Source organism: Micromonospora sp. HUAS YX12 (genome assembly GCF_040215685.1).
Lineage (GTDB): Bacteria > Actinomycetota > Actinomycetes > Mycobacteriales > Micromonosporaceae > Micromonospora > Micromonospora tulbaghiae.
Window position 1 is genome coordinate 3,752,652 of record NZ_CP157974.1, and the last position, 23,006, is coordinate 3,775,657.

Sequence of the window (23,006 nt, forward strand, 5' to 3'; positions counted from 1 at the left end):
CCGTCGCCGTCGGCCTTCCGGCTCCGTTCCCCGGGCGGGACGACGGAAACCCGGCCCGCGCCGGAGCGGCCGGGCGGGCCGGGCAGAATCGTCGGGTGCCCGTCCACGAGATCACCGACCCCGACGACGACCGGATCGCCGACTACCGCGCGCTCACCGACGTGGAGCTGCGCACCCGCTGGGAACCGCCGCACGGGCTGTTCATCGCCGAGGGGGAGCTGGTGCTGCGGCGGGCGCTGCGGGCCGGCTACCCGGCCCGGTCGTACCTGGTCGACGCCAAGCGGGTCGACCAGCTCGCCGACCTGGACACCGGTGACGCGCCGGTGTACGCGGCCACGCCGGACGTGCTCCAGCGCGCCACCGGATTCCACGTGCACCGGGGCGTGCTCGCGTCGTTCCACCGCAAGCCGCTGCGCTCGGCCGGCGAGGTGCTGGCCGCCGCCCGGCGGGTGGTGATCCTAGAGGACGTCAACAACCACACCAACCTGGGCGCGATCTTCCGGGGCGCCGCCGCGCTCGGCGTCGACGCGGTGCTGCTGTCGCCGACCTGCGCCGACCCGCTCTACCGGCGCAGCGTACGGGTCAGCATGGGGGAGGTGTTCGCGGTGCCGTACGCCAAGCTCGACCGCTGGCCCGAGGGGCTGGACCAGGTCCGGGCGGCCGGGTTCACGGTGCTCGCGATGACGCCCGCGCCTGATGCCGTACCGATGCAGCGGCTGACCCCGGCGCAGCGTGAGCGGGCGGCGTTGCTGCTGGGTGCCGAGGGGCCGGGACTGACCGCGTCGGCGCAGGCGGCCAGCGACGTGCGGGTGGTGATCCCGATGCGGCGCGGCGTGGACTCGCTGAACGTGGCCGCAGCCGCGGCGGTGGCGTTCTGGGAGCTGGGGCGCGAGGACGCGCTCTGACGACCGGCTCCCCCGACCGGCTTGCATGACCATGCGACGCCGTGCATAATCTTCCTTGTGTCCAAGGTTCTCACCTCCCTGCCCATCGGCGAACGTGTCGGCATCGCCTTCTCCGGCGGCCTCGACACCTCGGTAGCCGTCGCGTGGATGCGCGACAAGGGCGCCGTCCCCTGCGCCTACACCGCTGACATCGGCCAGTACGACGAGCCCGACATCGCCTCGGTGCCCGGCCGCGCGCTCAGCTACGGCGCCGAGGTCGCCCGGCTCGTCGACTGCCGCGCCGCACTGGTCGAGGAGGGGCTGGCGGCGCTGACCTGCGGCGCCTTCCACATCCGCTCCGGCGGGCGGGCCTACTTCAACACCACGCCGCTGGGCCGGGCCGTGACCGGCACGCTGCTGGTCCGGGCGATGATCGCCGACGACGTGCAGATCTGGGGCGACGGCTCGACGTTCAAGGGCAACGACATCGAGCGGTTCTACCGGTACGGCCTGCTGGCCAACCCGCAGCTGCGGATCTACAAGCCGTGGCTGGACACCGACTTCGTCACCGAGCTGGGCGGGCGCACCGAGATGTCGGAGTGGCTGCTGGAGCGCGGCCTGCCCTACCGGGACAGCACCGAGAAGGCGTACTCCACCGACGCCAACATCTGGGGCGCCACCCACGAGGCCAAGACGCTCGAACACCTGGACACCGGCATCGAGACGGTCGAGCCGATCATGGGCGTCAAGTTCTGGGATCCGTCCGTGGAGATCCCTGCCGAGGACGTCACCATCGGCTTCGACCAGGGCCGCCCGGTGACGATCAACGGCAAGGAGTTCGGCAGCGCCGTCGACCTGGTGCTGGAGGCCAACGCCATCGGCGGCCGGCACGGCCTGGGCATGTCCGACCAGATCGAGAACCGGATCATCGAGGCCAAGAGCCGGGGCATCTACGAGGCCCCCGGCATGGCGCTGCTGCACGCCGCCTACGAGCGGCTGGTCAACGCCATCCACAACGAGGACACGCTCGCGAACTACCACAACGAGGGCCGCCGCCTCGGCCGCCTCATGTACGAGGGCCGCTGGCTGGACCCGCAGGCGCTGATGCTGCGCGAGTCGTTGCAGCGCTGGGTCGGCACGGCGGTCACCGGCGAGGTGACGCTGCGGCTGCGCCGGGGCGAGGACTACTCGATCCTGGACACCACCGGGCCGGCGTTCAGCTACCACCCGGACAAGCTGTCGATGGAGCGCACCCAGGACTCGGCGTTCGGCCCGGCCGACCGGATCGGCCAGCTCACCATGCGCAACCTCGACATCGCCGACTCGCGGGCCAAGCTGGAGCAGTACGCCTCCGTCGGCATGGTCGGCGGCGGCACCCCGCAGCGGGTCGTCGGCGCCGCCCAGGCGGCCTCGACCGGGCTGATCGGCGCCATGCCGCAGGGCGGCGCGGAGGCCATCGCGTCCCGGGGCGTTCCCACCGCCGAGGACGAGGCGCTCGACCGGGCCGCGATGGAGTTCGGCGTCGACTGACCGCCGTTCCCCGCGTGGACGTACGCGGACCGCTGGCCTTCCGGGCAGCGGTCCGCGGCTCGTTTCGCCTGACCGCCCGCCGGTCCCGCCTCCCGGCGGGCCGGCGGGCGGTGTGGCTTTCGGTAACGGTGGTGACGCAGGGTAGCGTGTCGCCCGTGTTCCCTACCGTGCGTGAGGTGCTGGACCTGGTGCCCGTGCGCCACGGCGCGCCGCGCCTGGTCGCCGGGAACGCCGGACTGGACCGGTCGGTGCGCTGGGTGCACATCGCCGAGGTGCCGGACATCGCCACCCTGCTCGGCGGCGGGGAACTGGTCCTCACCACCGGGATCGGCCTGCCGGGTGACGACGCCGGGCTCCGCGAGTTCATCGGCGCCCTGGCCGACGTCGGCGTCTCCGGCCTGGTGGTCGAGCTGGGCCGCCGCTACGTCAGCGGAGTACCACGCGTGATGGCCGCCGCCGCGGAACGACGCGGCCTGCCCCTGATCGAGCTGCGCCGGGGCACCCCGTTCGTCCGGATCACCGAGGCGGTGCACGCGCTGATCGTGGACGCCCAGCTCACCGAGCTGCGCGCCACCGAGGAGATCCACCAGCGGTTCACCGAACTGTCGGTGGAGGGCGCCGAACCGGCGGAGGTGCTGCGGCAGGCCGCCGAGCTGGCCGGCTGCCCGATGGTGCTGGAGAACCTGTCCCGGCAGGTGCTCGCGTACGACCCGGCGGGGGAGAACGCCCAACTGCTGCTGGACGGCTGGGAACGGCACTCGCGGCAGATCCGCCCGCCTGGGCGCACCGCGTACGACCCGGACAGCGGCTGGCTCGTCACCACGGTGGGCGCGCGGGGACAGGACTGGGGACGGCTGCTGCTGCGCTGGCCGGCGACCGAGTCCACCCCGCCGACCCGGCTGACCATCCTGATCGAACGGGCCGCCTCCACGCTGGCCCTGGGCCGGCTGATCCGCCGTGACGCCGAGGGCCTGGAACGGCAGATCCACCGCACGCTGCTGACCGCGCTGATCGACCACACCCGCCCGGTGGACGAGGTGGCGCTGCGCGCCAAGGCGCTCGGCGTCGTCCTGGACCGCCGGCACCTGGTCGGCGTCGTGGTCCGCCACCGCGCCGACGAGCCCGCCGGTGAGGCGGGCGCCCCCGACGACGAGCCCGCCCCCGCCCGGCGCGGCGGGCGCCGTGACGGCGACGCCGAGGGTCCGGAAGCCGGCCCGGCCCGCCTGCGCGATCTCGCCGAGGCGGTCAGCCAGGCCGTCCGGGACGCCAAGCTCACCGCGCTGACCAGCCCGCTCGACGACCAGGCCGTGGGCGCGCTGCTGGCGCTTCCCGACCCGGCCGCCGAGGAGAAGGCACTGTCCGCGTTCGCCGCGGCGTTGCGTCGGGTACGCCTCGACGCCGCCCCCGCGCGCCCTCCGGCGTCCCGCCCGTCGGAGTCGCCTGACCGTCCCGCCGGACGGGCCGTGGCGTCGGGGAGCGCACGACCGGTCGACGTCCCGCCCCGGGCGGCGATCGTGGTGGCGGCCGGGTCCGGCGTGGGCAGCCTGCGCGAGGCACGCCGGTCACTGATCGAGGCGCGGCAGGTCGCCGAGGCGGCCCGGCGGGATCCCCGGGATCTGCCCTGCTACCGGCTGCCGCACGTCGGGCTGGCCGGGCTGCTGCACCTGCTGCGCGACGAGCCCCGGTTGCAGACGTTCGTCGAGCGCGAACTCGGGCCGCTGCTCGCCTACGACGCCCAGCACCCGCGGGAGCAGTTGCTCGGCACCCTGCGGGCGTACCTGGAGCAGGGGCGGAACAAGTCGGCCGGCGCGGCCGCCGCGCACCTGTCCCGGCCGGCGTTCTACGAGCGGCTGGCCCGTATCGGCCGGATCCTCGACGCCGACCTCGACTCGGTCGACAGGTGCCTGTCCCTGCACGTGGCCCTGCTGGCCCTGGACGCCATCCGCACCCCCTGACCCCGCTCCGTCACGCCTGCCCAAGCGTTGATCATGAGGTTGAGCCGGTGATTCGCCCGAATTCGCACCGTCAAGTTCATGATCGGCGGGGCGGGGCGGCGAGGGCGGGGCGGGGGGAGGGGCGGGAGGAAGGGGGCGGTCAGGTCAGGGCGGTCAGGGTCTTGGCGTAGGGGGCGGGGACGAAGTTCTCACCGGCGGGGGTGAACACGTCGGAGGTCGCGGCCGCCTGCCAGGCGGTGTCGGGCAGCGCCGCCACCAGGGCGCGTACCACCGGGGCGTCGCGCCACTGCTCCTGCTGGGCGAGCAGGCTCAGCGCGACCACCGACTCCTCCACCTCGCCCACGCACTCGAACGGCTTGTGCCCGTCGATGCCGAGCAGCTCCCGGTAGCCGGGGATCTGGGACTCGTCGGCCAGCAGGTCACCACCGAAGATGCCGGTCAGCCGCTCCCGGGGCATGAACGGCGCCATGGCCAGGAACACGAACCGGCACTTCGGGCAGTCGCGGCACCAGCGCTCGCTAGCGTCCCGCAGCTTGAACGCCGCGTTGCAGCTGGTCACCACCGCGTCGTACCGGTGGATCTCGGCGAACAGGCGGGCGATGTGCAGCTCGGACAGCGAGCGCAGCAGCGAGAAGTACGGCTCGGTGAGCCCGGCGTGCTCGGCCAGCGCCGCGCGAAGCAGCCCTTCCGCCTCGACGCCCTTGGACCACTGGTGGTTGATCTCGTGGCCGTTCCAGATCAGGTTCGGGTCGGACGCGGAGCGCTCGTTCGACATCACCACCGGCCCGAGGCCGTGCAGGACGGCGGTGGCCACGGCGATCAGCGAGTTGATCGCGGTGACCGGGATGTGCCCGTTGCGCGCGCCGGCGGCGTTCAGCTCGAACAGCACCGGGTCCAGCCGCCGCCGGGCGGCCAGCGGCACCAGGTCCGACGCCTCGTTCACCGACACGATCACGTGGTTCGGGTTGACCGAGAACGGCACCGGGTCGAGGCCGGCGCGGCGCAGCGCCTCCAGGGTGACGATGGAGTCCTTGCCACCGCCCACCGCCGACAGCGGACGGCGGTCGGAGTTGTCCACCGGCACGGCCGGGTCCACGGTGCCGGACGGCACCTCGGGACGCAGTTCCAGCACGTGCGGCAGCTCGTTGCGGTACGCGTACTCGGCGAGGCCCTTGGTGTAGACGGCGGTGACCAGCTCGACGGCGGCGGCGCCCAGCGGCGCGGGCAGCACCAGCCGGCGCGGCGCGGCGGCCTTGTAGTAGCTGACGCCGGCGACCACGTGCAGCAGCTCCAGCACCCGGGCCAGGGTGGCCGCTGTGGCGTCGGAGACCGGCTCGGCCGGCAGCGGAAGCGTGATCACCTCGGTGAACCGCTGCTCGCCGCGGGGACCGGTCAGGGCGTAGTCGAACAGGACCTCGCCGGTCGCGAAGTCGATCGAGTAGGACGGGAAGGTGAAGGCGTCCATCCGCCGCAGCTGCTCGTTGGGCACACGCCATACTAGGCCCTGGTTCGTCCGTCCGTGTCCGGCTGGGCCGGACCCTGCCCGCCGTGCGTCGACCGAGTCCGAGGAGAGCCCGTGCGCCTGTCTGATCTGCGCGGACGTCATGTCGCCGTCTGGGGCGCCGGCCGCGAGGGCCGGGCCGCGGTGACCGCGATCGCCGCGCACGGGCCGGCCGGCCTGGTCGTCGTCGACGACAGCGCGAACTTCCTCACGCTGCCCTGGGACGGCCCGCTCGCCGCGGCGGCGCCGCTCGTCACCGGCGAGGAGGGCTTCGAGCGCCTGGCCGCCGCCGACGTGGTGGTCCGCTCGCCGGGCGTGCCGAACACCCACCCGTGGATGGTGGAGCTGCGCCGCCGGTCCGTGCCCGTCACGCAGGGCAGCGCGCTGTGGATGGCCGACCACGCGGACCGGACCGTCGGGGTGACCGGCAGCAAGGGCAAGAGCACCACGTCCAGCCTGATCAGCCACCTGCTCACCGCGATGGACCGGCCGAACGTGTTCGGCGGCAACATCGGGGTGCCGCTGCTGGACCTGCCCGAGGCGGAGCTGTACGTGCTGGAGCTGTCCAGCTACCAGTGCTCCGACCTGACCGACTCGCCGCGGGTGGCGGTGGTGACCGCGCTGTTCCCCGAGCACCTGGACGCGCACGGCGGCGAGCGGGAGTACTACCGGGACAAGCTGAACCTGATCGCGCACGGCCCGCACGCCGTGGTGGTCAACGGCGCCGACCCGCGCCTGGCGGCGGAACTGGGCGACCGGGCGGTGGTCCGGGCCGGCTCGCCGGACACCACGCACGTGGCCAGCGGACCGGACGGCACGCAGTGGTTCCACCTGCGGGACACGCCGCTGTTCCCGCGCGCGGTGCTGCCGCTGGTCGGCCGGCACAACGAGGGCAACCTCTGCGTCGCGCTGGCCGTGCTGGACGCGCTCGGCGTCGACGTGGTGGCGCGCAAGGACAGCCTCGCCGTGGCGGTCGCGGAGTTCCAGGGCCTGGCGCACCGGCTCACCGAGATCGCCGATCCGTCCGGGCTCACGTTCGTCGACGACACGCTCGCCACCAGCCCGTACGCGGCCATGCACGCGATCGACGCGTACGAGGGCCGGCCGCTGACCGTGATCGTCGGCGGCGCCGACCGGGGGCTGGACTACAGCCCGCTGCGCGCGCACCTGGCCGACCGGGAGATCACCGTGATCGGCGTACCGGACAGCGGCCCCCGCATCGTGGAGGCGCTGTCCGGGCTGCCGTCGGTGCGTACCGAGCTGGCCGACGACCTGGTCGCCGCCGTCGGGCTGGCCCGCAAGCTGACCCCGGCCGGCGGGGTGGTGCTGCTGTCCCCGGCGGCGCCGAGCTACGGCCGGTTCCGCAACTTCGAGCACCGCTCCGAGGTGTTCGCGCAGGCGGTGGCCGACACCGCCCGCTGAGCGGTCAGCCGCGTTCCATCCGGGCGTTCCCCGGCGGCCCCGGCTCGCCCGACAGGATCGCGTCGAGGGACTCCGTGGGCGCCGAGCTGTCGGCCGGCTTGCGCGGCGCGGGCGCCGGACCAGCGGGCGCCGGACCAGCGGGCGCCGTCTCGGCGGGAGTCGCCTGCGGTCCGGCGTGGGCCGGGCGCCGCTTGACCGGCGTCCAGGCGAACGCGAGCGCGCCGCCGACGAGCGCCAGCAGCATGCCGATCAGGAACCCGCCCAGGTTCGAGGTGAGCCAGGAGACCAGCCCGAGCACGAGGGAGAGCACCGCGTAGAAGACGCGTTGCTGCGGCGTGGTGATCAGCAGCACGCCGCAGATGACCAGGACGGCCGGGACCAGGTACGCGGCCAGCCCCTGCGGCCCGACGTGCAGCAGCACCCCGAGCGGCGCGCGCAGCGTCACGAGCATCTCCGCGCCGCCGAGCGCGATGAGCAGCCCGGCGGTGAACGGCCGCGCCCGGCGCCAGCGCCGCCAGCGTGCACGGACGCCGGCGGCGGGCGCCGGGTGCTGTCCTGCGGTCACGTCAGCACCCTTCGGAGCTGAAGCCCATGCGCAGGTTGGGCAGCGTGAAGACGGCGGCGGTGGTGGCGTAGTTGTTCTGCCGCAGGTTGGTGATGGTCACGGTGTCGGCCTGCTGGGCGAACACGCCCGGGTTGCCCTTGACCCCGGGGACCTTGTCGACGGTGCTGGCGTCCTGCCCGACGTCGATGTTCTTGAAGGAGGCGTTACCGGCGATCTCGTCGCCGTCGACCACGAGCGTGCGGGCGGTCACCGGCTTACCGGAATTGCCGGCGGTGATCCGCAGGTTGGTCCCGCCCAGATTGATGCTCTGGCAGAGATTGGTCAGCTCGGCCTTGTCGATGGCCGAGACGATCACGAGTACCTGCCCGCCGGTGTCGCCCTGGTTGGGGCTGTCCGGGATCATCTGGTCGAGCGTGGCGAACTGCTCGAACCCGGTGCCCTCCAGTTTGTCGGCGGTGACCGTGAACGGCATGCCCGAGATGGCGAACTGCGCGCCGAGCACACCCTGCGCGGTCAGCACCACCATGCCGGCCGCGCCGGCCGTCACGGCGCCGAGCGTGACGGCGAACCGGCGCCAGCGCACGCCGCTTCTCGGTTGATCGGTCTCGATCTGCTCGATCTGCTCCGGCATGCCGGCCCCTTTCGAGATCAATTCATCTGCGACGATGTGAATTGGCTTCGCAGGATGTGCGCGCCGAGGGACGCAGGCCGAAGTTACCGCTGAGTAAAGGGGCGGTCAACTGCCTGTGGCAGAACGTTGGGCGGCATTTGCCAAAAGCGGCCAAAGTGAAAAACCGCTGCGGTTTTCCACCGCTCAGGGCTGGCCGGGCGCGCAGGGCGCGGTGGCGGCCGGGCCGTCGTCCCGGGCCGCCCGGGCGACGCGGCCCGCCTCCCGCGTACCGAGGAACGGGGCGGTGGCCGCGTACGTGAGCGCCGGCAGCAGCAGCGGCAGCTCCTCGGCCCGCCCCTGCGCCACCCGCTCACGGATGGTGGCGTGGATGCCCCCGACCACAGTGCACAACAGGGCGTCCCGGTCCACGTCGGCCGGATCCGGCCCGGCGCCGGCGAAGAACCGGCGGAAGCTGCGCAGCAGCGCGTCGCGTTCCCGGCGGGCGTCCGGGCCGGCCGCGTCCACCTCGACGAGCGCCATCCGGGCGAAGGCGGGCACGCTCGCCAGCACGTCGAGCAGCGTGCGCAGCGCCGCCCGGGCGGCCTCCGGCCAGTCCGGTCCGGCGTCGCGGTAGGCGTCCTCCATCAGGTGCGACACCACGGTGATGCCGTGCCGGTACGCGGCCAGGAACGCGTCCTGCTTGCCGCTGAACAGCGCGTAGAACGCGGGCCGGGTGACCCCGGCGGCATGGCAGATGTCGCTGACCCGGGCGTTGTCGTACCCCCGGGTGGCGACCTCCCGGACCAGCCCGTCGAAGAGGCGGTCGCGCTGGGTCGCCGCCACCTCCTCGGCCGGCACGCGGCGCGGGCCGCGCTTGATGGCGCGGTCCGGGTCGCGGCCGTGGCGGGCGCCCGGCAGGGGCACGGGCGCCGGCGACGGCGGGCTCGGGACTGTCACTCATCGACCTTTCTTGATGCGTTGACTTTACGACCCTCCGGGGTTTATAACTTTCGACACGCTCAGTTCACGTCCCGTCACCGCTGGTGATCTCTCCTCATCGGTCACCCGAACGCGTCGAAGGAGGGCCGGATGGCTGCCATTATCGCCGCGCGTACCGGTCCCCCCAAGGCCGGAGAGACCGAGGTGACGCGGCGACGCCGCACTGCGCCACGCCGCCCGGCCCGCTGAGGCCGAAGCGGCGCACCACCACCACCACCGGCGGCCCCGTCCCGGCCGCCGTACCCACCGGCTCCGTCCACCCCGGACGCCGCCGGCACCGATTCCCGTCCCACCGCCGGAAGGAACAACCATGCCCAGGTACGGACGTATCGGCGCGGGCCTCGCCGCCCTGGCGCTGCTGACCGGTCTGGTCGGCGCCGCCCCCGCCACCGCCGCACGCACCACCGCGCTCGCCAGCGCCGTGCTGACCTACCCGACCGTCGCCGGCACCGCCGTGTCGGTGGGCGACGTCATCCAGGCCAGCCTGCGCAGCGGTACGAACGCCACGTTCTACTCCTCGACCAGCGGCACCACCGGCATCAAGTGCGCGGCGTCCAGCTTCAGCGCCAAGGTGCTGACCAACCCGGCCGCCCCCGGCACCGCGACCGAGAGCCTGACCGCGCAGTCGTTCTCCAGCTGCACGACGAACGTCTTCGGCACCACCGGCGTGCAGAGCGTGACGGTCAACAACCTGCCCTACACCACCTCGGTGACCAGCGCCGGCGTGGTCACCATCTCCGGGACGGCGGCGGCGCCGATCCAGAGCACCGTCGTGCTCAACTCGCTGCTCGGCACGATCACCTGCGTCTACCGGACGAGCACGAACTCGCTCACCGGAACGGCGTCCAACGCCACCAACTCGATCAGCTTCACCAACCAGCCGCTCACCAAGTTCTCCGGCCCGTCGCTCTGCTTCGGCACCGCGTACTTCACCGCGACGTACTCGCCGGTGAAGGACACCAGCAAGACCGGCAGCCCGGCGGTCTACGTCAACTGACACCCGGCTCTCGGGCCGGTGCGCGGCGATTCGCCGGGCGCCGGCCCGCGGTCGCGCGGCTGTGGCACTTGTCCCCGCCTCACCGTGGTGGCAGCGTGCGGAGACCTACCGCCGCTGAAGGGTGCGCCGATGACCTCCGACGACCTGCTGGCCCGGCACCGGGCCGTGCTCCCGTCCTGGATGCCGCTCTACTACGCCGAACCGCTGGAACTCGTCGCCGGTTCCGGCCGCCGGGTCACCGACGCGGCCGGCCGGACCTATCTGGACTTCTTCGGCGGCGTGCTGACCACGATGGTCGGTCACGACATCCCGGAGATCCGGGAGGCGGTCGAACGGCAGTTGCGTACCGGCCTCGTGCACACCTCGACGCTCTACCTGATTCGTCAGCAGGTGGAGCTGGCCGAGAAGATCGCCCGGCTCTCCGGGATCCCGGACGCCCGCGTCTTCTTCACCAACTCCGGCACCGAGGCGAACGAGGCCGCGCTGCTGGTCGCCACGAACCACCGGCGCTCACATCAGATCCTCGCGGTGCGCAACAGCTACCACGGCCGGTCGTACGCGACGATGGGCGTCACCGGCAACCGCGGCTGGTCGGCCAGCCCGCTGAACCCGTTGCAGGTGGCCTGGCTGCACTCCGGTGAACGGCTGCGCGGGCTGCTGGCCCGGCTCGACGCCGCCGACCGGGCCGACGCGGCGGTCGAGGACCTGCGCGAGGTGCTCGCCACCCAGACCGCCGGCGACGTGGCCTGCCTGATCGCCGAGCCGGTGCAGGGCGTGGGCGGCTTCGTGCACGGCCCGGACGGGCTCTTCGCCGCCTGGAAGAAGGTGCTCGACGAGCACGGCATCCTGCTGATCAGCGACGAGGTGCAGACCGGGTGGGGCCGTACCGGCGAGCACCTCTGGGGCTACCAGGCGCACGGGGTGACGCCGGACCTGCTCACCTTCGCCAAGGGCATCGGCAACGGCTTCGCGCTCGCCGGGGTGGTCGGCCGGGCCGAGGTGCTGGAGTCGGTGCCGGCGATCAGCTTCTCCACGTTCGGCGGCAACCCGATCTCCACCGCCGCCGGCAACGCGGTGCTCGACTACCTGCTCGACCACGACCTGCAGGGCAACGCCGCCCGGGTCGGCGCGATCCTGGGCGACGGCCTGCGCGCGGCCACCGCCGGGCTGGACCAGGTCGCCGAGGTACGCGGCAAGGGCCTGATGCTCGCCGTGGAGTTCGTCCATCCGGGCACCGTCGAGCCGGACGCGGCGCTGACCACCCGCGTCTTCGAGGCGTGCCGGGCCGGCGGCCTGCTGGTGGGCAAGGGCGGGCTGTACGGCAACGTGATCCGGATGGGCCCGCCGCTGACGCTCACCGAGGACGAGGCCCGGGAGGGCCTGGCGATCATGGTCGAGGGCATCCGTACCTCGATCGGGGAGTGATCGTCATCCCGGCCGGTGCCGTCCCGCCCGTCCGGACCTGAGCAGCCGCAGCAGACCCGCCCCGGCCAGGTACGCCACGAGCGCCGGGGCGGGCAGGCCCAGCGGCTCCGGCGCGGTCTTGGGCGCGAGGCTGTTCAGCAGCAGGCCGGCGAGCACGCCCGCGTACCCGGCCACGGCCAGGCCGGCGCGCAGCCGCCGGCCACCCGCCCCGGCCGGCCCGGTCGCGGGCGGGCGGCGGGTGCGGGCCTCGACCGGGCCGAAGACGGCGACCAGCACGGCCAGCACCGCGGCCAGCGCGAGCAGCCACGGTACGCGCCACGCCCACCAGGCCGCCGAGCCGACCGGGGGAGTGGGCAGCGCGCCGAGCGCGTCCAGCAGGCCGACGAGCAGCACCGCGGCGGTCAGGTGCCAGAGGAAGAGGGTGAGCACCACCGCGTTGACCGCGAGCACCGCCTGCCAGGGGCCGGACCGGCGCAGCCGGCGCCCCGCCGGGCGCCGCAGCAGCAGGATCAGGCCGAGCTGGGCGGCGGCCGCGGCCATCAGCGCCAGGCTCGGCGGCGCCGCGTTGTCCAGCCGCTCGCCGGGCACGTGGAGCATCGCCACCGGGTACGGCCCGACCGCCGTGAGCAGCACCAGCGCGACCAGGCCGCCGCCGAGCAGGAGCGCGCCGGCCCGGCCGGACAGCGGCAGCCCGCGGCGGAACAGGCCCCGCGTGCCGGTGCGCCCCGCGTCGTACCAGGCGAAACCGAGCTGGTGTACGGCCAGCCAGCCGAACAGGTAGTTGCCGTTCGCGAGTGCGGCCGGGCCGAGGAGCCGGGCGAGGTCGCCGAGCGCCACGAGGACCACGAGCGCCACCGGCACGGCGAGCCCGAACCGGCGGTGCAGCGCGTACATCGGCGGGGTCAGCGCGACCACCGCGACGTAGGCGACCAGGAACCACAGCGGGATGGTGGCGAACCAGACCACTGTGCGCACCTGCGCCGGGTCGGCGCCGCGCAGCGTGGCGATCCCCGCGCCCGCGGCCAGGACCAGCAGCAACACGGTGGTGGGCCGCACCAGCCGGGCGCTGCGGTCCACCAGCCATCCGGCCGCCGATCCGCCCCGGCGCCGGTAGGAGGCCAGTGAGGCGGCGTTGGCGTAGCCGCCGACCAGGAAGAACACCGGCATCACCTGGGCCACCCAGGTCAGCGGCCAGGCCCAGCGCAGGTCGGCCAGCGCCGAGTGGCCGGCGGGGCGGCCGTCGTCGTACCCGATGGCGGTGACGCCCCAGTGGCCGAGCACGACCATGGTGATGGCCAGCGCCCGGAGCAGGTCGATGTAGCGCTCGCGCCCCGGCGGCGTGCGTTGCGCGAGCTGCCGCAGGCGGCGCATGAGGTCAGGCTAGGCCAGCCGGCACCGACCGGTACGGATAACGGATCGGTCGAGAGGTCTTGTGGTCCCCGTCGCACTGTCGTAGAAATTCTTCATTGGAAATGCGTCTTGTGAAGACAAGCGACAGGGTGCTCACCGCGCGCACCCGGACCGAGGAGATGCGATGAACAGGCGTGAGATCCTACGGCGCAGCGCCGCCGCCGGTCTGCTGGCCACCCCCGCCGCCGGGCTGCTCGCCGGCTGCGCCACCTCGGGTGGCGGCGACGAGGGCGACAAGGGCGCGTACAAGGGCACCAAGAGCGAGCAGAACCCGCTCGGCGTGGCCGAGGACGCCCCGCTGGAGGTGGTGATCTTCAACGGCGGCTTCGGGGAGGACTACGCCAAGGCCCACGAGGCCATGTACAAGGAGCGCTACCCGAAGGCGGAGATCAAGCACTCGGCCACCGCGGAGATCAGCAAGACGCTGCAGCCCCGCTTCGTCGACGGCAGCCCGCCGGACGTGGTGAACAACTCCGGCGCCGGTCAGATCGACTTCAACGGCCTGGTCTCCCAGAACGCGCTCGCCGACCTGGGCGAGCTGCTCGCCGCGCCGAGCCTCGACACGCCCGGCAAGACGGTCAAGGACACGCTGCTGCCCGGCACCGTCGAGGTCGGCTCCTACGACGGCCGGTTCCTGGTGCTCAACTACACCTACACGGTTTACGGCATCTGGCACTCCACCAAGCTGTTCGCCGACCGCGGCTGGGAGGACGCCAAGACCTGGGACGACCACATCGCGCTCTGCCGCCGGATCAAGGCCGCGGGCATCGCACCCTGGACGTACGCCGGTGTGCACCCCCGCTACATGAGCTGGCCGCTGATCTCCACCGCGATCAAGCTCGGCGGCCCGTCCGTCGCGCTCGCCATCGACAACCTGGAGCCCAATGCCTGGAAGTCGGACGCCATGAAGACCGCCGCCGACGCCTGGCACCAGATCGTCAAGGACAAGTTCATCCTCGACGGCTCCCCGGGCCTGGACCACAAGCAGTCGCAGACCGCGTGGTGCCAGGGCAAGGCAGCGTTCATCTCCTGCGGCTCCTGGCTGGAGAGCGAGCAGAAGGACGTCACGCCGCCCGGCTTCAACATGACCGTCGCGCCGACGCCGAGCCTGGGCAGCGGCGACAAGCTGCCGTACGAGGCGATCCGCGGCACCGCGGGCGAGCCGTTCATGGTGCCGGCGAAGGCGCGCAACGTCGCCGGTGGCCTGGAGTACTTCCGGACCATGCTGTCCCGCAAGGGCGCCCAGGACTTCACCCGGAAGGTCGCCAGCCTGCCCGTGGTCGCCGGCGCCACCGAGGGCATCGACCTGCCGTACGGGCTCAGCACCGTGGTCGAGGCGCTCGACGCGTCCGGGTCCAACGGCTTCAACTGGGTCTACAACAACTACTACCGCAAGCTGGAGCGCAACCTGGTCGACGCGGCCTGCGGCGAGTTCTTCAGCGGCCGGATCTCCCCGGCCGAGTTTCTCGACCAGTGCCAGAAGGGCGCCGACTCGATCGCCCAGGACAGCTCGGTCAAGAAGTACAAGCGGTCGGCGTGATGCGACAGGGCCGCCTCCCCCTGATCCTCACGTTCCTGCTGCCCCCACTGGCGCTGTACGGCATCTTCGTGCTCTCGCCGTACCTCCAGGCCTTTCAGATCTCCACCACCGACTGGATGGGCTACTCCGCGCAGGCCGACCCGGTCGGCATGGCGAACTTCCGCACGCTGCTGCACGACGGGTACGTGTGGAACGCGTTGAAGAACAACGCGATCCTGCTCGCCGTGGTGCCGGTGGTGACGATCGGGCTGGGCCTGTTCTTCGCCAGCATGCTCACCATGGGCGGACGCAAGGGCCGGGCCGGGGTGACTGGGGTGCGGGGCACCTCGGTCTACCGGCTCGTCTACTTCTTCCCGCAGGTGCTCTCGGTGGTGATCATCGCGCTGCTCTGGAAGGAGATCTACAGCCCGACCAGTGGCCTGCTCAACGGCGCCCTGCGCGCCGTCGGGCTGGCCACCCCGGCCTGGCTCGGCGACCCGCGCTTCGCGTTCTGGTGCGTGCTGGCGGTGATGGTGTGGAGCAACGTCGGCTTCTACGTGGTGCTCTTCGGCGCCGCCATGCAGGCGATCCCGCGTGACATCTACGAGGCGGTGCTGCTCGACGGCGCGTCCCGCACCACGATGCTGCGGAAGATCACGATTCCGCTGCTCTGGGACACCATCCAGGTCGCGTGGATCTACCTCGCCATCGCGGCGCTGGACGGCTTCATCCTGGTCCAGCTCATGACCAACGGCGGGCCGAACTTCTCCTCCGACGTGATCGGGCTGCGAATGTACGACACGTCGTTCGGCAGCGAGAACAAGTTCGGGTACGCCTCGGCGATCGGTGTGGCGATGTTCTTCCTGACCCTCTCGGTGGCGGTGCTGGCGCTGCGCACCGCCCGGCGTGATCGGATCGAGTACTCGTGACCACGGTGGACACCGGCGCCCCGGCCGCCGACGCGACCCGCGCGGCCGCCCCTGCCGACCGGCCGCCGCGGCGCGAGCTGGGCGTGGCGAACGTCTTCTCGCACGGATTCCTGCTGCTCTGGGCGGCCATGACGGTCCTGCCGCTGGCCTGGATGGTGCTCAGCTCGCTCAAGAGCAACGGCGAGATCATCGCCGAGCCGTGGGGGCTGCCCGAGGCGCTGCGGTTCGACAACTGGTCGCGCGCCTGGACCAGCGCCCACATCGGCCGGTTCTTCTTCAACAGCCTGGTCGTGGTGGCCGGCTCGCTGAGCCTGACCATGCTGCTCGGCGCCACCGCCGCGTACGTCTTCGCGCGCTACGAGTTCCGCGGCCGGCAGGTGGTCTACTACCTGTTCGTCGGCGGCATGATGTTCCCGGTCTTCCTGGCGCTGGTGCCGCTGTTCTTCGTGGTCCGCAGCGTCGGCCTGCTCGGCACCTGGCCGGGCCTGATCCTGGTCTACACGGCGTACTCGCTGCCGTTCACCGTGTTCTTCCTGACCGCGTTCTTCCGGACGCTGCCGACGTCGGTGGCGGAGGCCGCGCTGATCGACGGCTGCGGGCACTTCCGGCTGTTCTTCCGGGTGATGCTGCCGATGGCTCGACCGGGACTGATCAGTGTCGGGATCTTCAACTTCCTGAGCCACTGGAACCAGTTCCTGCTGCCGCAGGTGCTCCTGCCCGGCGACGGGCAGGACCGGATGCTCGCCCAGGGGCTGAGTTCACTCGCGGTGAGCCAGGGCTACGCCGGTGACTACGCCCAGTTGTTCGCCGGCCTGACCATCGCGGTGCTGCCGGTGCTCGTGGTGTACGTGGCGTTCCAGCGCCAGGTCCAGTCCGGACTGACCGCCGGGCAGCTCAAGTGAGGAGGTTGCCGGGCAGTACCCCGCAAGACCGATACTGATCAGCCGGAGAACCCGGCTCGCACCGAACGCCGCCGAACCACGCGGCGGGGCGGCCAGGACGGCCGGGCGGGTCGGTCGGGTCAGGCGGGCGGGGGGACCAGGCGGGCGTGCAGTGCCGCCGGGTCGGTCACCTCGGGCAGGTCGCGGGCGGCGAGCCAGGCCGCGGCGGCGGCCCCGTCCCCGGCGCTGTGCAGCGGTGCGCCCGGCCACCGTCCGGCCAGCTCGGCGCGGACCGCACCGGCCAGCGGGGTGTCGCCGGTGAGCAGCCCGCCGCCGAGCACCACCGGATCGGTCGCGTCCGCCGGGCGGATCCGCGAGACGCTCTCCGCCAGCAGCGCCGCCGCCTCGGCGATCAGCGCGACCGCCGTCGGCTCCCCGTCGCGGGCCGACGACACCACGAGCGGCGCGAGCCGGGCCAGTTCCACCGGTGGCCGCCGGGTCACCGCCTGCACCACGGCTCCGGCGGTGGCGCGCGGCTGATCGTCCACCTCGGCCGTGCCGGTCAGCTCCGTCAGCACCTGCCGGGCCAGGTCGCCGGGGGCGTCGGCACGGTCCAGGCCGGTCAGCAGCCGACGGACCGCCTCGCGGCCGAGCCAGAACCCCGAGCCCGCGTCGCCGAGAAGCCAGCCGTGGCCGTCGGCGGTGCGGTCCAGCCGCAGGCCGCGTACCTGGGCGGCGATCGCGCCGGTGCCGGCGACGAGCACGGTGCCGTCCGGGGCGGCGGTGCCGGAGGCGTAGGCGACCAGGGCGTCGCCGTGCACCGCGTACGGGCAGCGCAGCCCCGCCTCGACCCACGCGTGGTCGAACGCGTCCCGCCCGTGCGGGTCGGCCAGGAGGCGGCCGGCCCCGGCGAGGCCGATCACGCCGGCGCGTACCCGAAGCGGGTCGATGTCGGCGAGCGCCGCGCGCAGGGCGGCGAGCAGCTCGGCGGCGGCCCGCTCGGCGCCGTGGCTGGTGGGGTTGCCGCCGCCGGCCCGGCCGGCGCCCAGACGTGTGCCGTCGAGGCTCAGCGCTGTCGCGCGGGTGGATGTGCCCCCGACGTCGAGGCCGACCACGACGGTGTCCGACATGGTCCTCATGCTGGTCGGCCCCGTCGCCGGACGCAAGATCGCGGCGGTGCGCCAGGTAACAGTTTGAAAACTTCGCCCACGCCCTTGACAGGGAGGGGCCTTCAGTAAGAACTTTTACCACTAACAGTTAACACTCTTTTCCGAAAGGCTTCCGCCGATGGCCGAGCACGAGGTGGAGACTTCCGCGGCGACCGCGGTGGTCGATGCCGGTCCGGCCGACCGGCTGGGCGCCGACGGGGTGCTGGCCAGGGTCCGGGCCGGTACGGGGGAGCTGACCGGGGCGCTGCGCCGGGTCGCCGAGCACGTGCTCAGTGACCCGGAGGCGGCGGCCCGGGCCACCATCGTCGAGCTGGCCGAGCGCAGCGGCACGTCACCGGCGACCATCACCCGGTTCTGCCGGGCGATGGGCTTCGAGGGCTACGCCGACCTGCGGCTCGGCATCGCCGCCGAGACCGGGCGGGCGCGCTCGGCGGGCTGGACCGTCGACATCGGACGGGAGATCCAGCCCGGCGACCCGCTGTCCCGGGTGCTCGACCAGATCATGGCCGCCGACACGCGGGCCATGCACGACACCGCCGCGCTGCTCGACCTGGCCGAGGTGGAACGCGCGGCGGTGGCCATCGCCGGGGCCAGCCGGGTGAACATCTTCGGCGCCAGCGGCAGCGCGCTCGTCGGCGAGGAGATGCAGTTCAGCCTGCACCGCATCGGGGTCGCCGCGTGGGCCTGGAGCGACGTGCACGAGGGACTGGCCAGCGCCGCGCTGCTGGGCGCCGGGGACGTGGCGCTGGGCATCTCGCACACCGGGCAGACCCGGGAGACGATCGAGCTGCTCGCCGAGGCCGGCAGCCGCGGCGCCACCACCGTCGCGCTCACCGGCTTCCCCCGCTCGCCGCTGGCCGAGCTGGCCGACATCGTGCTGGTCACCGCCAGCCAGGCCACCACGTTCCGGCCGGACGCGCTCTCCGCCCGGCACCCGCAGCTCGTCGTGCTCGACCTGCTCTACATCGCGGTGGCGCAGCGCACCCACGACCGCGCCCACGCGGCCTTCCGGCGTACCGCCCAGGCCGTCGACGGGCACAAGGCCGCGAAGGGGGCCCCCTCATGATCAGTGCCCAGCGGTACGCCGACGCGGTCCGCCCGGTGCTCGACCGGCTGGTGGACAGCCAGGCCGTGGCGGTGGACCGGGCGGCCGACCTGATCGCCTCCGGGCTGCGTGCGGGCGGCGTCCTCCAGGCGTTCGGCGCCGGCCACTCGGAGGCGTTCGCCGCCGAACTGGTCGCCCGGGCCGGCGGCCTGGTCCCCGCCAACCGGCTCTCCCTGCACGACCTCGTGCTGCACGGCGACGCGCCCCGCGACGTGCTCGCCGACCCGAAGCTGGAACGCGACCCGGCCGTGGCGCACCAGCTCTACGCCCTGGCGGCGCCGCAGCCGGGGGACGTGTTCGTGGTCGCCTCGCAGTCCGGCATCAACGGCTCGGTGGTCGAGCTGGCGACGCTCGTCAAGCGCGGCGGCCATCCGCTGATCGCTGTCACCTCGGTCGAGCACACCGCCCGGGTAGCTCCTCGGCACCCCTCCGGGCACCGGCTCGCCGACCTCGCCGACGTCGTGCTGGACAACGGCGCGCCGTACGGCGACGCACTGCTGCCGCTCGAGGGCGGCGGCGCGGTCTGTGCGGTCTCCTCGGTCACCGCGGCGCTGCTGGCGCAGCTGCTGACCGCCGAGGTCGTACGACGGTTCCACCAGGCCGGAGAGGTACCCCCTGTCTACCTCTCCGCCAACGTCCCCGGTGGGGACGAGCACAACCTCGCCCTCGAGTCGCGGTACGCCGGGCGTCTCCGGCGGACCGCCTGACCCGACCCACAAGGAGAGACAAGATGTCGGTTTCCCCCGAGAAGTTCGGCGACGTCAGCCGGCGGACCCTGCTGCGGCGCGCCGCGGCGGCCGGTCTGCTGGCCGTACCGGCGGCGGGTCTGCTGAGCGCGTGCGCCGGCAGCGAGCCGAGCAAGTCCGACGGCGGCGGCGCGGCCAAGAGCAAGGACAACCCGTTCGGCGTCAAGGACGGCAGCGCGGTCAAGGTGGTCGTCTTCAACGGTGGCCTGGGCGACCAGTGGGCCAAGGAAGACAAGGTCATCTTCAACGCCAAGCACCCGAACGTCACGGTCAACATGTCTTCGACGCAGAAGATCAAGACCGAAGAGCAGCCCAAGATGGCGACGCAGCCGAGCGATCTGGTGATGAACTCGGGCGCCGACATGATGGACCGCAGCACGCTGATCAACGAGGGCGCGATCGAGCCGCTGGACGACCTGCTCACCGCGCCGGCCTGGGACAGCGAGGGGACTGTGGCCGACAGCCTGCTGCCGGGCACCGTCGCCGACGGTACGCAGAACGGCAAGTTCTACGTGGTCAACGTCGCGTACACGGTCTGGGGCAACTGGTACAACGCCGCCCTGTTCAAGAAGGAGGGGTGGACGGCGCCGACCACCTGGGACGAGTTCTTCGCGCTCGCGCCGAAGATCAAGGCCAAGGGCATGGCGCCGTACGTGCACGACGCGGTGCACGGCTACTACCCGCGCTGGGCGCTGTTCGCCAGCATCTGGAAGGCGGTCGGCAAGCAGGCCGTCGTCGACATCGACAACCTGAAGGACGGTGCCTGGAAGGCCGACGGCATCGTCGCGGCGCTGGAGCCGTGGGAGAAGCTGGTCAAGGACAAGCTGCTGCTGCCGGGCAAGCTCGACCACACCCAGTCGCAGCAGGCGTTCCTGGACGGCAAGGCGGCCTTCATCCAGGTCGGCACCTGGCTGAAGAACGAGATGGCCGCGACCATCCCGCCGGGCTTCGAGATGACCATCTCCGACTACTGGAGCAAGAGCGGGGACAAGGCCGCCAAGGACGTCTTCGCCTCCTCCGGCGAGGGCTTCGTGGTGCCGAGCAAGGCGCCGAACAAGGAGGCCGCGAAGGAGTTCCTGCGGGCCATCCTCTCCAAGGCCGGTTCGGCGAAGTTCGCCGAGCTGACCAAGTCGCTGGCCTCCACCAAGGGCTCCGGCGACAACGTCCAGGACACCGCGCTGGCGTCGGCGAACTCGCTGATGAAGAACGGCAGCTCGGACCTGATCTCGGTGAAGTTCCCGGACTTCTACGCCGACCTGGACAAGGAGAGCCAGAACCTCTCCGAGGAGCTGATGGCCGGGCGCCTGACCGCGCAGCAGTTCGTCGACAAGATGCAGGTGGCCGCCGACAAGGTCGCCAAGGACTCGTCGATCAAGAAGCAGACCCGCACCGCCTGATCACCGCGAGGAAGTGAGTCCAATGCGGCACGGAGTCGCGCGTTTCGTCACGGGTTTCCTGGCCCTGCCCGTCGCGCTGTACCTGTTCTACGTGGTGTGGCCGTTCGCCCAGGCGGCGGGGTACTCGCTCACCGACTGGGGTGGGTACTCCGATTCTCAGCGCTTCGTCGGGCTGGACAACTACGTCCGGCTGTTCTCCGACGAGCTGATCCGGAAGGCGTTCTGGCACAACGTGTTCTTCCTGGTCACCGTGCCGCTGTTCACGATCGCGCTGGCCCTGTTCCTCGCGTTCCTGCTCAACGTGGGCGGACGCGAGGACAGGGCCGGCATCCGCGGGGTGTTCGGCTCCGGGATCTACAAGGTCATCTTCTTCTTCCCGCAGGTGCTGTCGCTGGTGGTCATCGCCGTCATGTGGCAGCAGATCTACCGCACCGACGGGCAGGGCCTGATCAACGGCCTGCTCATCAAGGTCGGGCTGGTCGACGCGGACAACCCGATCGCCTTCACCGCCGACCCGGAGCCGTTCCTCGGCGTGCCGGCGGTGCTCTGGTGGCTGCTGTTCATCGCGGTGTGGAGCGGCGCCGGCTTCTACATGGTGCTGTTCTCCGCCGCGATGCAGTCGATCCCGAAGGACATCTACGAGGCCGCGATCCTCGACGGCGCGGGCCGGTTCCACACGTTCTTCAAGGTGACGCTGCCGCTGCTGCGGGACAGCATCTCGGTCGCCTGGGTCTATCTGGGCTTCATCGCGCTGGACATGTACGCGCTGGTCTTCGTCATGACGCCGAGCCAGGGCGGGCCGAACCACGCCAGCGAGATCTTCGCCTCGGTGATCCAGTTCAACGCGTTCCAGAAGGGTCAGTTCGGTTACGCCTGCGCGATCGCCGTCGCGCTGGCCATCTTCACCATCCTGCTGGCCGCGCTCCAGCTGAGGATCACCCGCCGTGAGCGGATCGAGTTCTGAGGAGGTCTGGACGATGAGCACTGTGACCCACACCTCCGGCCCGGCCCGGTCCGACACGGCGCCGCCGGACCGGCCACCGGCGGACCGGCGCGGCGCCGGAGACGGCTTCGGCGGCCGGATCTTCAACGGCTTCTCCCACCTGTTCCTCGCGGTCTGGGCGATCATGGTGGTCTACCCGCTGCTGTGGGTGGTGATGTCGGCGCTCAAGACCGACTCGGAGGTGATCCGCGAACCGCTGTCGCTGATCCCCGACGCGTTGCAGTGGGACAACTTCGCCCGCGCCTGGACCGCCGGGATCGACAGCTTCTTCCTGAACACGCTGCTCGTGCTCGTGTTCAGCGTGACGCTGACGATGCTGCTGGGCTCGATGGCCGCGTACGCCCTGGCGCGGTACGAGTTCCGCGGCAACCGGCTGATCTACTGGATGTTCCTGTCCGGGCTGACGCTGCCGATCTACCTGGCCGCGGTGCCGCTGTTCAAGGGCGTCTACAACACCGGGGTCAGCCTCCCGCTGCTCGGCCCGAACAAGCACCTCATGCTGATCCTGGTCTACGTGGCCTGGTCGCTGTCGTTCACGATCTTCTTCATGCACTCGTTCTTCCGGACGCTGCCCGACTCGATCGCCGAGGCGGCCCAGGTCGACGGGGCCTCGCACACCCGTACGTTCTTCAGCGTGATGCTGCCGATGGCCAAGCCGGGCCTGATCAGCATCGGCATCTTCAACGTGCTCGGCCAGTGGAACCAGTGGTACCTGCCGACGCTGCTCATGCAGTCGGTTTCCGGCGAGCCGAAGAACCAGGTGATCGCCCAGGGGTTGATCGAGCTGTCGGTCAACCAGGGCTACAAGTCCGACTGGTCCGGACTGTTCGCCGGCGTCACGATGGCGATGCTTCCGGTGCTGATCGTGTACATCGTCTTCCAGCGCCAGGTGCAGTCCGGCCTCACCGCCGGCGTCGGCAAGTAGCGCCCCGGGTGCAAGGAAGGGCCCCTTGTTAACG

At 72.0% G+C, this 23,006-nt stretch carries 20 protein-coding genes; 14 read left to right on the forward strand and 6 right to left on the reverse strand.

The window, feature by feature from the left end; translation table 11 throughout:
- Positions 1 to 95 precede the first annotated feature (95 nt).
- The 3 genes from ABIH81_RS18190 (at position 96) to ABIH81_RS18200 (ending at position 4,369) form a co-directional block, all read left to right on the forward strand.
- Complete coding sequence (locus ABIH81_RS18190) at positions 96 to 905, forward strand: RNA methyltransferase (RefSeq protein WP_349876090.1); 810 nt, start codon at positions 96 to 98, stop codon at positions 903 to 905.
- A gap of 57 nt (positions 906 to 962) precedes the next feature.
- On the forward strand, positions 963 to 2,414 hold the full coding sequence (argG, locus tag ABIH81_RS18195) for an argininosuccinate synthase (RefSeq protein WP_349876091.1): 1,452 nt from the start codon (positions 963 to 965) through the stop codon (positions 2,412 to 2,414).
- A gap of 146 nt (positions 2,415 to 2,560) precedes the next feature.
- The gene (locus tag ABIH81_RS18200) at positions 2,561 to 4,369 is read left to right on the forward strand and encodes a PucR family transcriptional regulator ligand-binding domain-containing protein (protein ID WP_349881146.1); all 1,809 of its coding nucleotides are present in this window, start codon (positions 2,561 to 2,563) and stop codon (positions 4,367 to 4,369) included.
- A gap of 139 nt (positions 4,370 to 4,508) precedes the next feature.
- Here ABIH81_RS18200 and ABIH81_RS18205 read toward each other — a convergent pair whose 3' ends face one another.
- Entirely contained in the window at positions 4,509 to 5,858 is a 1,350-nt protein-coding gene (locus ABIH81_RS18205; protein WP_349876092.1) for a hypothetical protein, read from the reverse strand.
- 87 nt (positions 5,859 to 5,945) lie between these two features.
- Here ABIH81_RS18205 and murD point away from each other — a divergent pair, with 87 nt between their 5' ends.
- Positions 5,946 to 7,292, forward strand: a complete 1,347-nt coding sequence (gene murD / locus ABIH81_RS18210) for a UDP-N-acetylmuramoyl-L-alanine--D-glutamate ligase (protein WP_349876093.1) — start codon at positions 5,946 to 5,948, stop codon at positions 7,290 to 7,292.
- A 4-nt stretch (positions 7,293 to 7,296) separates the two neighbouring features.
- Here murD and ABIH81_RS18215 read toward each other — a convergent pair whose 3' ends face one another.
- The 3 genes from ABIH81_RS18215 to ABIH81_RS18225 form a co-directional block, all read right to left on the reverse strand.
- A complete protein-coding gene (locus ABIH81_RS18215) occupies positions 7,297 to 7,857 on the reverse strand; it encodes a DUF6114 domain-containing protein (protein ID WP_349876094.1) in 561 nt (186 codons plus the stop codon).
- 1 nt (position 7,858) lies between these two features.
- Entirely contained in the window at positions 7,859 to 8,488 is a 630-nt protein-coding gene (locus tag ABIH81_RS18220) for a DUF6230 family protein (protein WP_349876095.1), read from the reverse strand.
- Positions 8,489 to 8,671: 183 nt separating this feature from the next.
- Positions 8,672 to 9,424, reverse strand: a complete 753-nt coding sequence (locus tag ABIH81_RS18225) for a TetR/AcrR family transcriptional regulator (protein ID WP_349876096.1) — start codon at positions 9,422 to 9,424, stop codon at positions 8,672 to 8,674.
- Positions 9,425 to 9,776: 352 nt separating this feature from the next.
- On the opposite strand from ABIH81_RS18225, the gene ABIH81_RS18230 reads away from it, so the two are divergent.
- Complete coding sequence (locus tag ABIH81_RS18230; RefSeq protein ID WP_349876097.1) at positions 9,777 to 10,463, forward strand: Tat pathway signal sequence domain protein; 687 nt, start codon at positions 9,777 to 9,779, stop codon at positions 10,461 to 10,463.
- A gap of 129 nt (positions 10,464 to 10,592) precedes the next feature.
- Complete coding sequence (locus ABIH81_RS18235) at positions 10,593 to 11,888, forward strand: aminotransferase class III-fold pyridoxal phosphate-dependent enzyme (RefSeq protein ID WP_349876098.1); 1,296 nt, start codon at positions 10,593 to 10,595, stop codon at positions 11,886 to 11,888.
- Between the two features lie 3 nt (positions 11,889 to 11,891).
- Here the strand turns inward: ABIH81_RS18235 and ABIH81_RS18240 are convergent, their stop codons facing one another.
- Positions 11,892 to 13,259, reverse strand: coding sequence for an acyltransferase (locus ABIH81_RS18240; protein WP_349876099.1), 1,368 nt, complete (start codon positions 13,257 to 13,259; stop codon positions 11,892 to 11,894).
- A 163-nt stretch (positions 13,260 to 13,422) separates the two neighbouring features.
- Between ABIH81_RS18240 and ngcE (ABIH81_RS18245) the strand changes: the two genes are divergently transcribed.
- The 3 genes from ngcE (ABIH81_RS18245) to ABIH81_RS18255 all read left to right on the forward strand — a co-directional run bounded on the left by ngcE (ABIH81_RS18245) (position 13,423) and on the right by ABIH81_RS18255 (position 16,648).
- Complete coding sequence (gene ngcE, locus ABIH81_RS18245) at positions 13,423 to 14,838, forward strand: N-acetylglucosamine/diacetylchitobiose ABC transporter substrate-binding protein (protein WP_349876100.1); 1,416 nt, start codon at positions 13,423 to 13,425, stop codon at positions 14,836 to 14,838.
- On the forward strand, positions 14,838 to 15,746 hold the full coding sequence (locus ABIH81_RS18250; RefSeq protein ID WP_013287344.1) for a sugar ABC transporter permease: 909 nt from the start codon (positions 14,838 to 14,840) through the stop codon (positions 15,744 to 15,746). The genes ngcE (ABIH81_RS18245) and ABIH81_RS18250 overlap by 1 nt, the downstream gene beginning before the upstream one ends.
- A 128-nt stretch (positions 15,747 to 15,874) precedes the next feature.
- Positions 15,875 to 16,648 (forward strand): carbohydrate ABC transporter permease, encoded by a 774-nt coding sequence (locus tag ABIH81_RS18255; RefSeq protein ID WP_221488571.1) that lies wholly within the window; start codon positions 15,875 to 15,877, stop codon positions 16,646 to 16,648.
- Positions 16,649 to 16,767: 119 nt separating this feature from the next.
- Here the strand turns inward: ABIH81_RS18255 and ABIH81_RS18260 are convergent, their stop codons facing one another.
- Positions 16,768 to 17,757 (reverse strand): BadF/BadG/BcrA/BcrD ATPase family protein, encoded by a 990-nt coding sequence (locus ABIH81_RS18260; RefSeq protein WP_349876101.1) that lies wholly within the window; start codon positions 17,755 to 17,757, stop codon positions 16,768 to 16,770.
- 157 nt (positions 17,758 to 17,914) lie between these two features.
- On the opposite strand from ABIH81_RS18260, the gene ABIH81_RS18265 reads away from it, so the two are divergent.
- Genes ABIH81_RS18265 through ABIH81_RS18285 form a run of 5 tightly spaced genes read left to right on the forward strand, consistent with a single transcriptional unit; the run spans position 17,915 to position 22,972 of the window.
- On the forward strand, positions 17,915 to 18,862 hold the full coding sequence (locus ABIH81_RS18265) for a MurR/RpiR family transcriptional regulator (RefSeq protein ID WP_349876102.1): 948 nt from the start codon (positions 17,915 to 17,917) through the stop codon (positions 18,860 to 18,862).
- Positions 18,859 to 19,608: an SIS domain-containing protein gene (locus ABIH81_RS18270; RefSeq protein WP_120569015.1), complete on the forward strand. Its 750-nt coding sequence runs from the start codon at positions 18,859 to 18,861 to the stop codon at positions 19,606 to 19,608. Before ABIH81_RS18265 ends, ABIH81_RS18270 begins: the two co-directional genes overlap by 4 nt.
- Positions 19,609 to 19,631: 23 nt before the next feature.
- Positions 19,632 to 21,044, forward strand: a complete 1,413-nt coding sequence (gene ngcE / locus ABIH81_RS18275; RefSeq protein ID WP_349876103.1) for an N-acetylglucosamine/diacetylchitobiose ABC transporter substrate-binding protein — start codon at positions 19,632 to 19,634, stop codon at positions 21,042 to 21,044.
- Positions 21,045 to 21,066: 22 nt separating this feature from the next.
- Positions 21,067 to 22,008: a sugar ABC transporter permease gene (locus ABIH81_RS18280; RefSeq protein WP_349876104.1), complete on the forward strand. Its 942-nt coding sequence runs from the start codon at positions 21,067 to 21,069 to the stop codon at positions 22,006 to 22,008.
- Between the two features lie 13 nt (positions 22,009 to 22,021).
- On the forward strand, positions 22,022 to 22,972 hold the full coding sequence (locus tag ABIH81_RS18285; protein WP_349876105.1) for a carbohydrate ABC transporter permease: 951 nt from the start codon (positions 22,022 to 22,024) through the stop codon (positions 22,970 to 22,972).
- The last annotated feature ends 34 nt before the right edge of the window (positions 22,973 to 23,006 follow it).

Bases quoted from the DNA above. Each gene is read 5' to 3' on its own strand.
- ABIH81_RS18220 (WP_349876095.1), bottom strand. From the start codon at position 8,488: ATGCCGGAGCAGATCGAGCAGATCGAGACCGATCAACCGAGAAGCGGC.
- ABIH81_RS18230 (WP_349876097.1), top strand. From the start codon at position 9,777: ATGCCCAGGTACGGACGTATCGGCGCGGGCCTCGCCGCCCTGGCGCTG.
- ABIH81_RS18235 (WP_349876098.1), top strand. From the start codon at position 10,593: ATGACCTCCGACGACCTGCTGGCCCGGCACCGGGCCGTGCTCCCGTCC.
- ABIH81_RS18240 (WP_349876099.1), bottom strand. From the start codon at position 13,259: ATGCGCCGCCTGCGGCAGCTCGCGCAACGCACGCCGCCGGGGCGCGAG.
- ngcE (WP_349876100.1), top strand. From the start codon at position 13,423: ATGAACAGGCGTGAGATCCTACGGCGCAGCGCCGCCGCCGGTCTGCTG.
- ABIH81_RS18250 (WP_013287344.1), top strand. From the start codon at position 14,838: ATGCGACAGGGCCGCCTCCCCCTGATCCTCACGTTCCTGCTGCCCCCA.
- ABIH81_RS18255 (WP_221488571.1), top strand. From the start codon at position 15,875: ATGACGGTCCTGCCGCTGGCCTGGATGGTGCTCAGCTCGCTCAAGAGC.
- ABIH81_RS18260 (WP_349876101.1), bottom strand. From the start codon at position 17,757: ATGTCGGACACCGTCGTGGTCGGCCTCGACGTCGGGGGCACATCCACC.
- ABIH81_RS18265 (WP_349876102.1), top strand. From the start codon at position 17,915: ATGGCCGAGCACGAGGTGGAGACTTCCGCGGCGACCGCGGTGGTCGAT.
- ABIH81_RS18270 (WP_120569015.1), top strand. From the start codon at position 18,859: ATGATCAGTGCCCAGCGGTACGCCGACGCGGTCCGCCCGGTGCTCGAC.
- ngcE (WP_349876103.1), top strand. From the start codon at position 19,632: ATGTCGGTTTCCCCCGAGAAGTTCGGCGACGTCAGCCGGCGGACCCTG.
- ABIH81_RS18280 (WP_349876104.1), top strand. From the start codon at position 21,067: ATGCGGCACGGAGTCGCGCGTTTCGTCACGGGTTTCCTGGCCCTGCCC.
- ABIH81_RS18285 (WP_349876105.1), top strand. From the start codon at position 22,022: ATGAGCACTGTGACCCACACCTCCGGCCCGGCCCGGTCCGACACGGCG.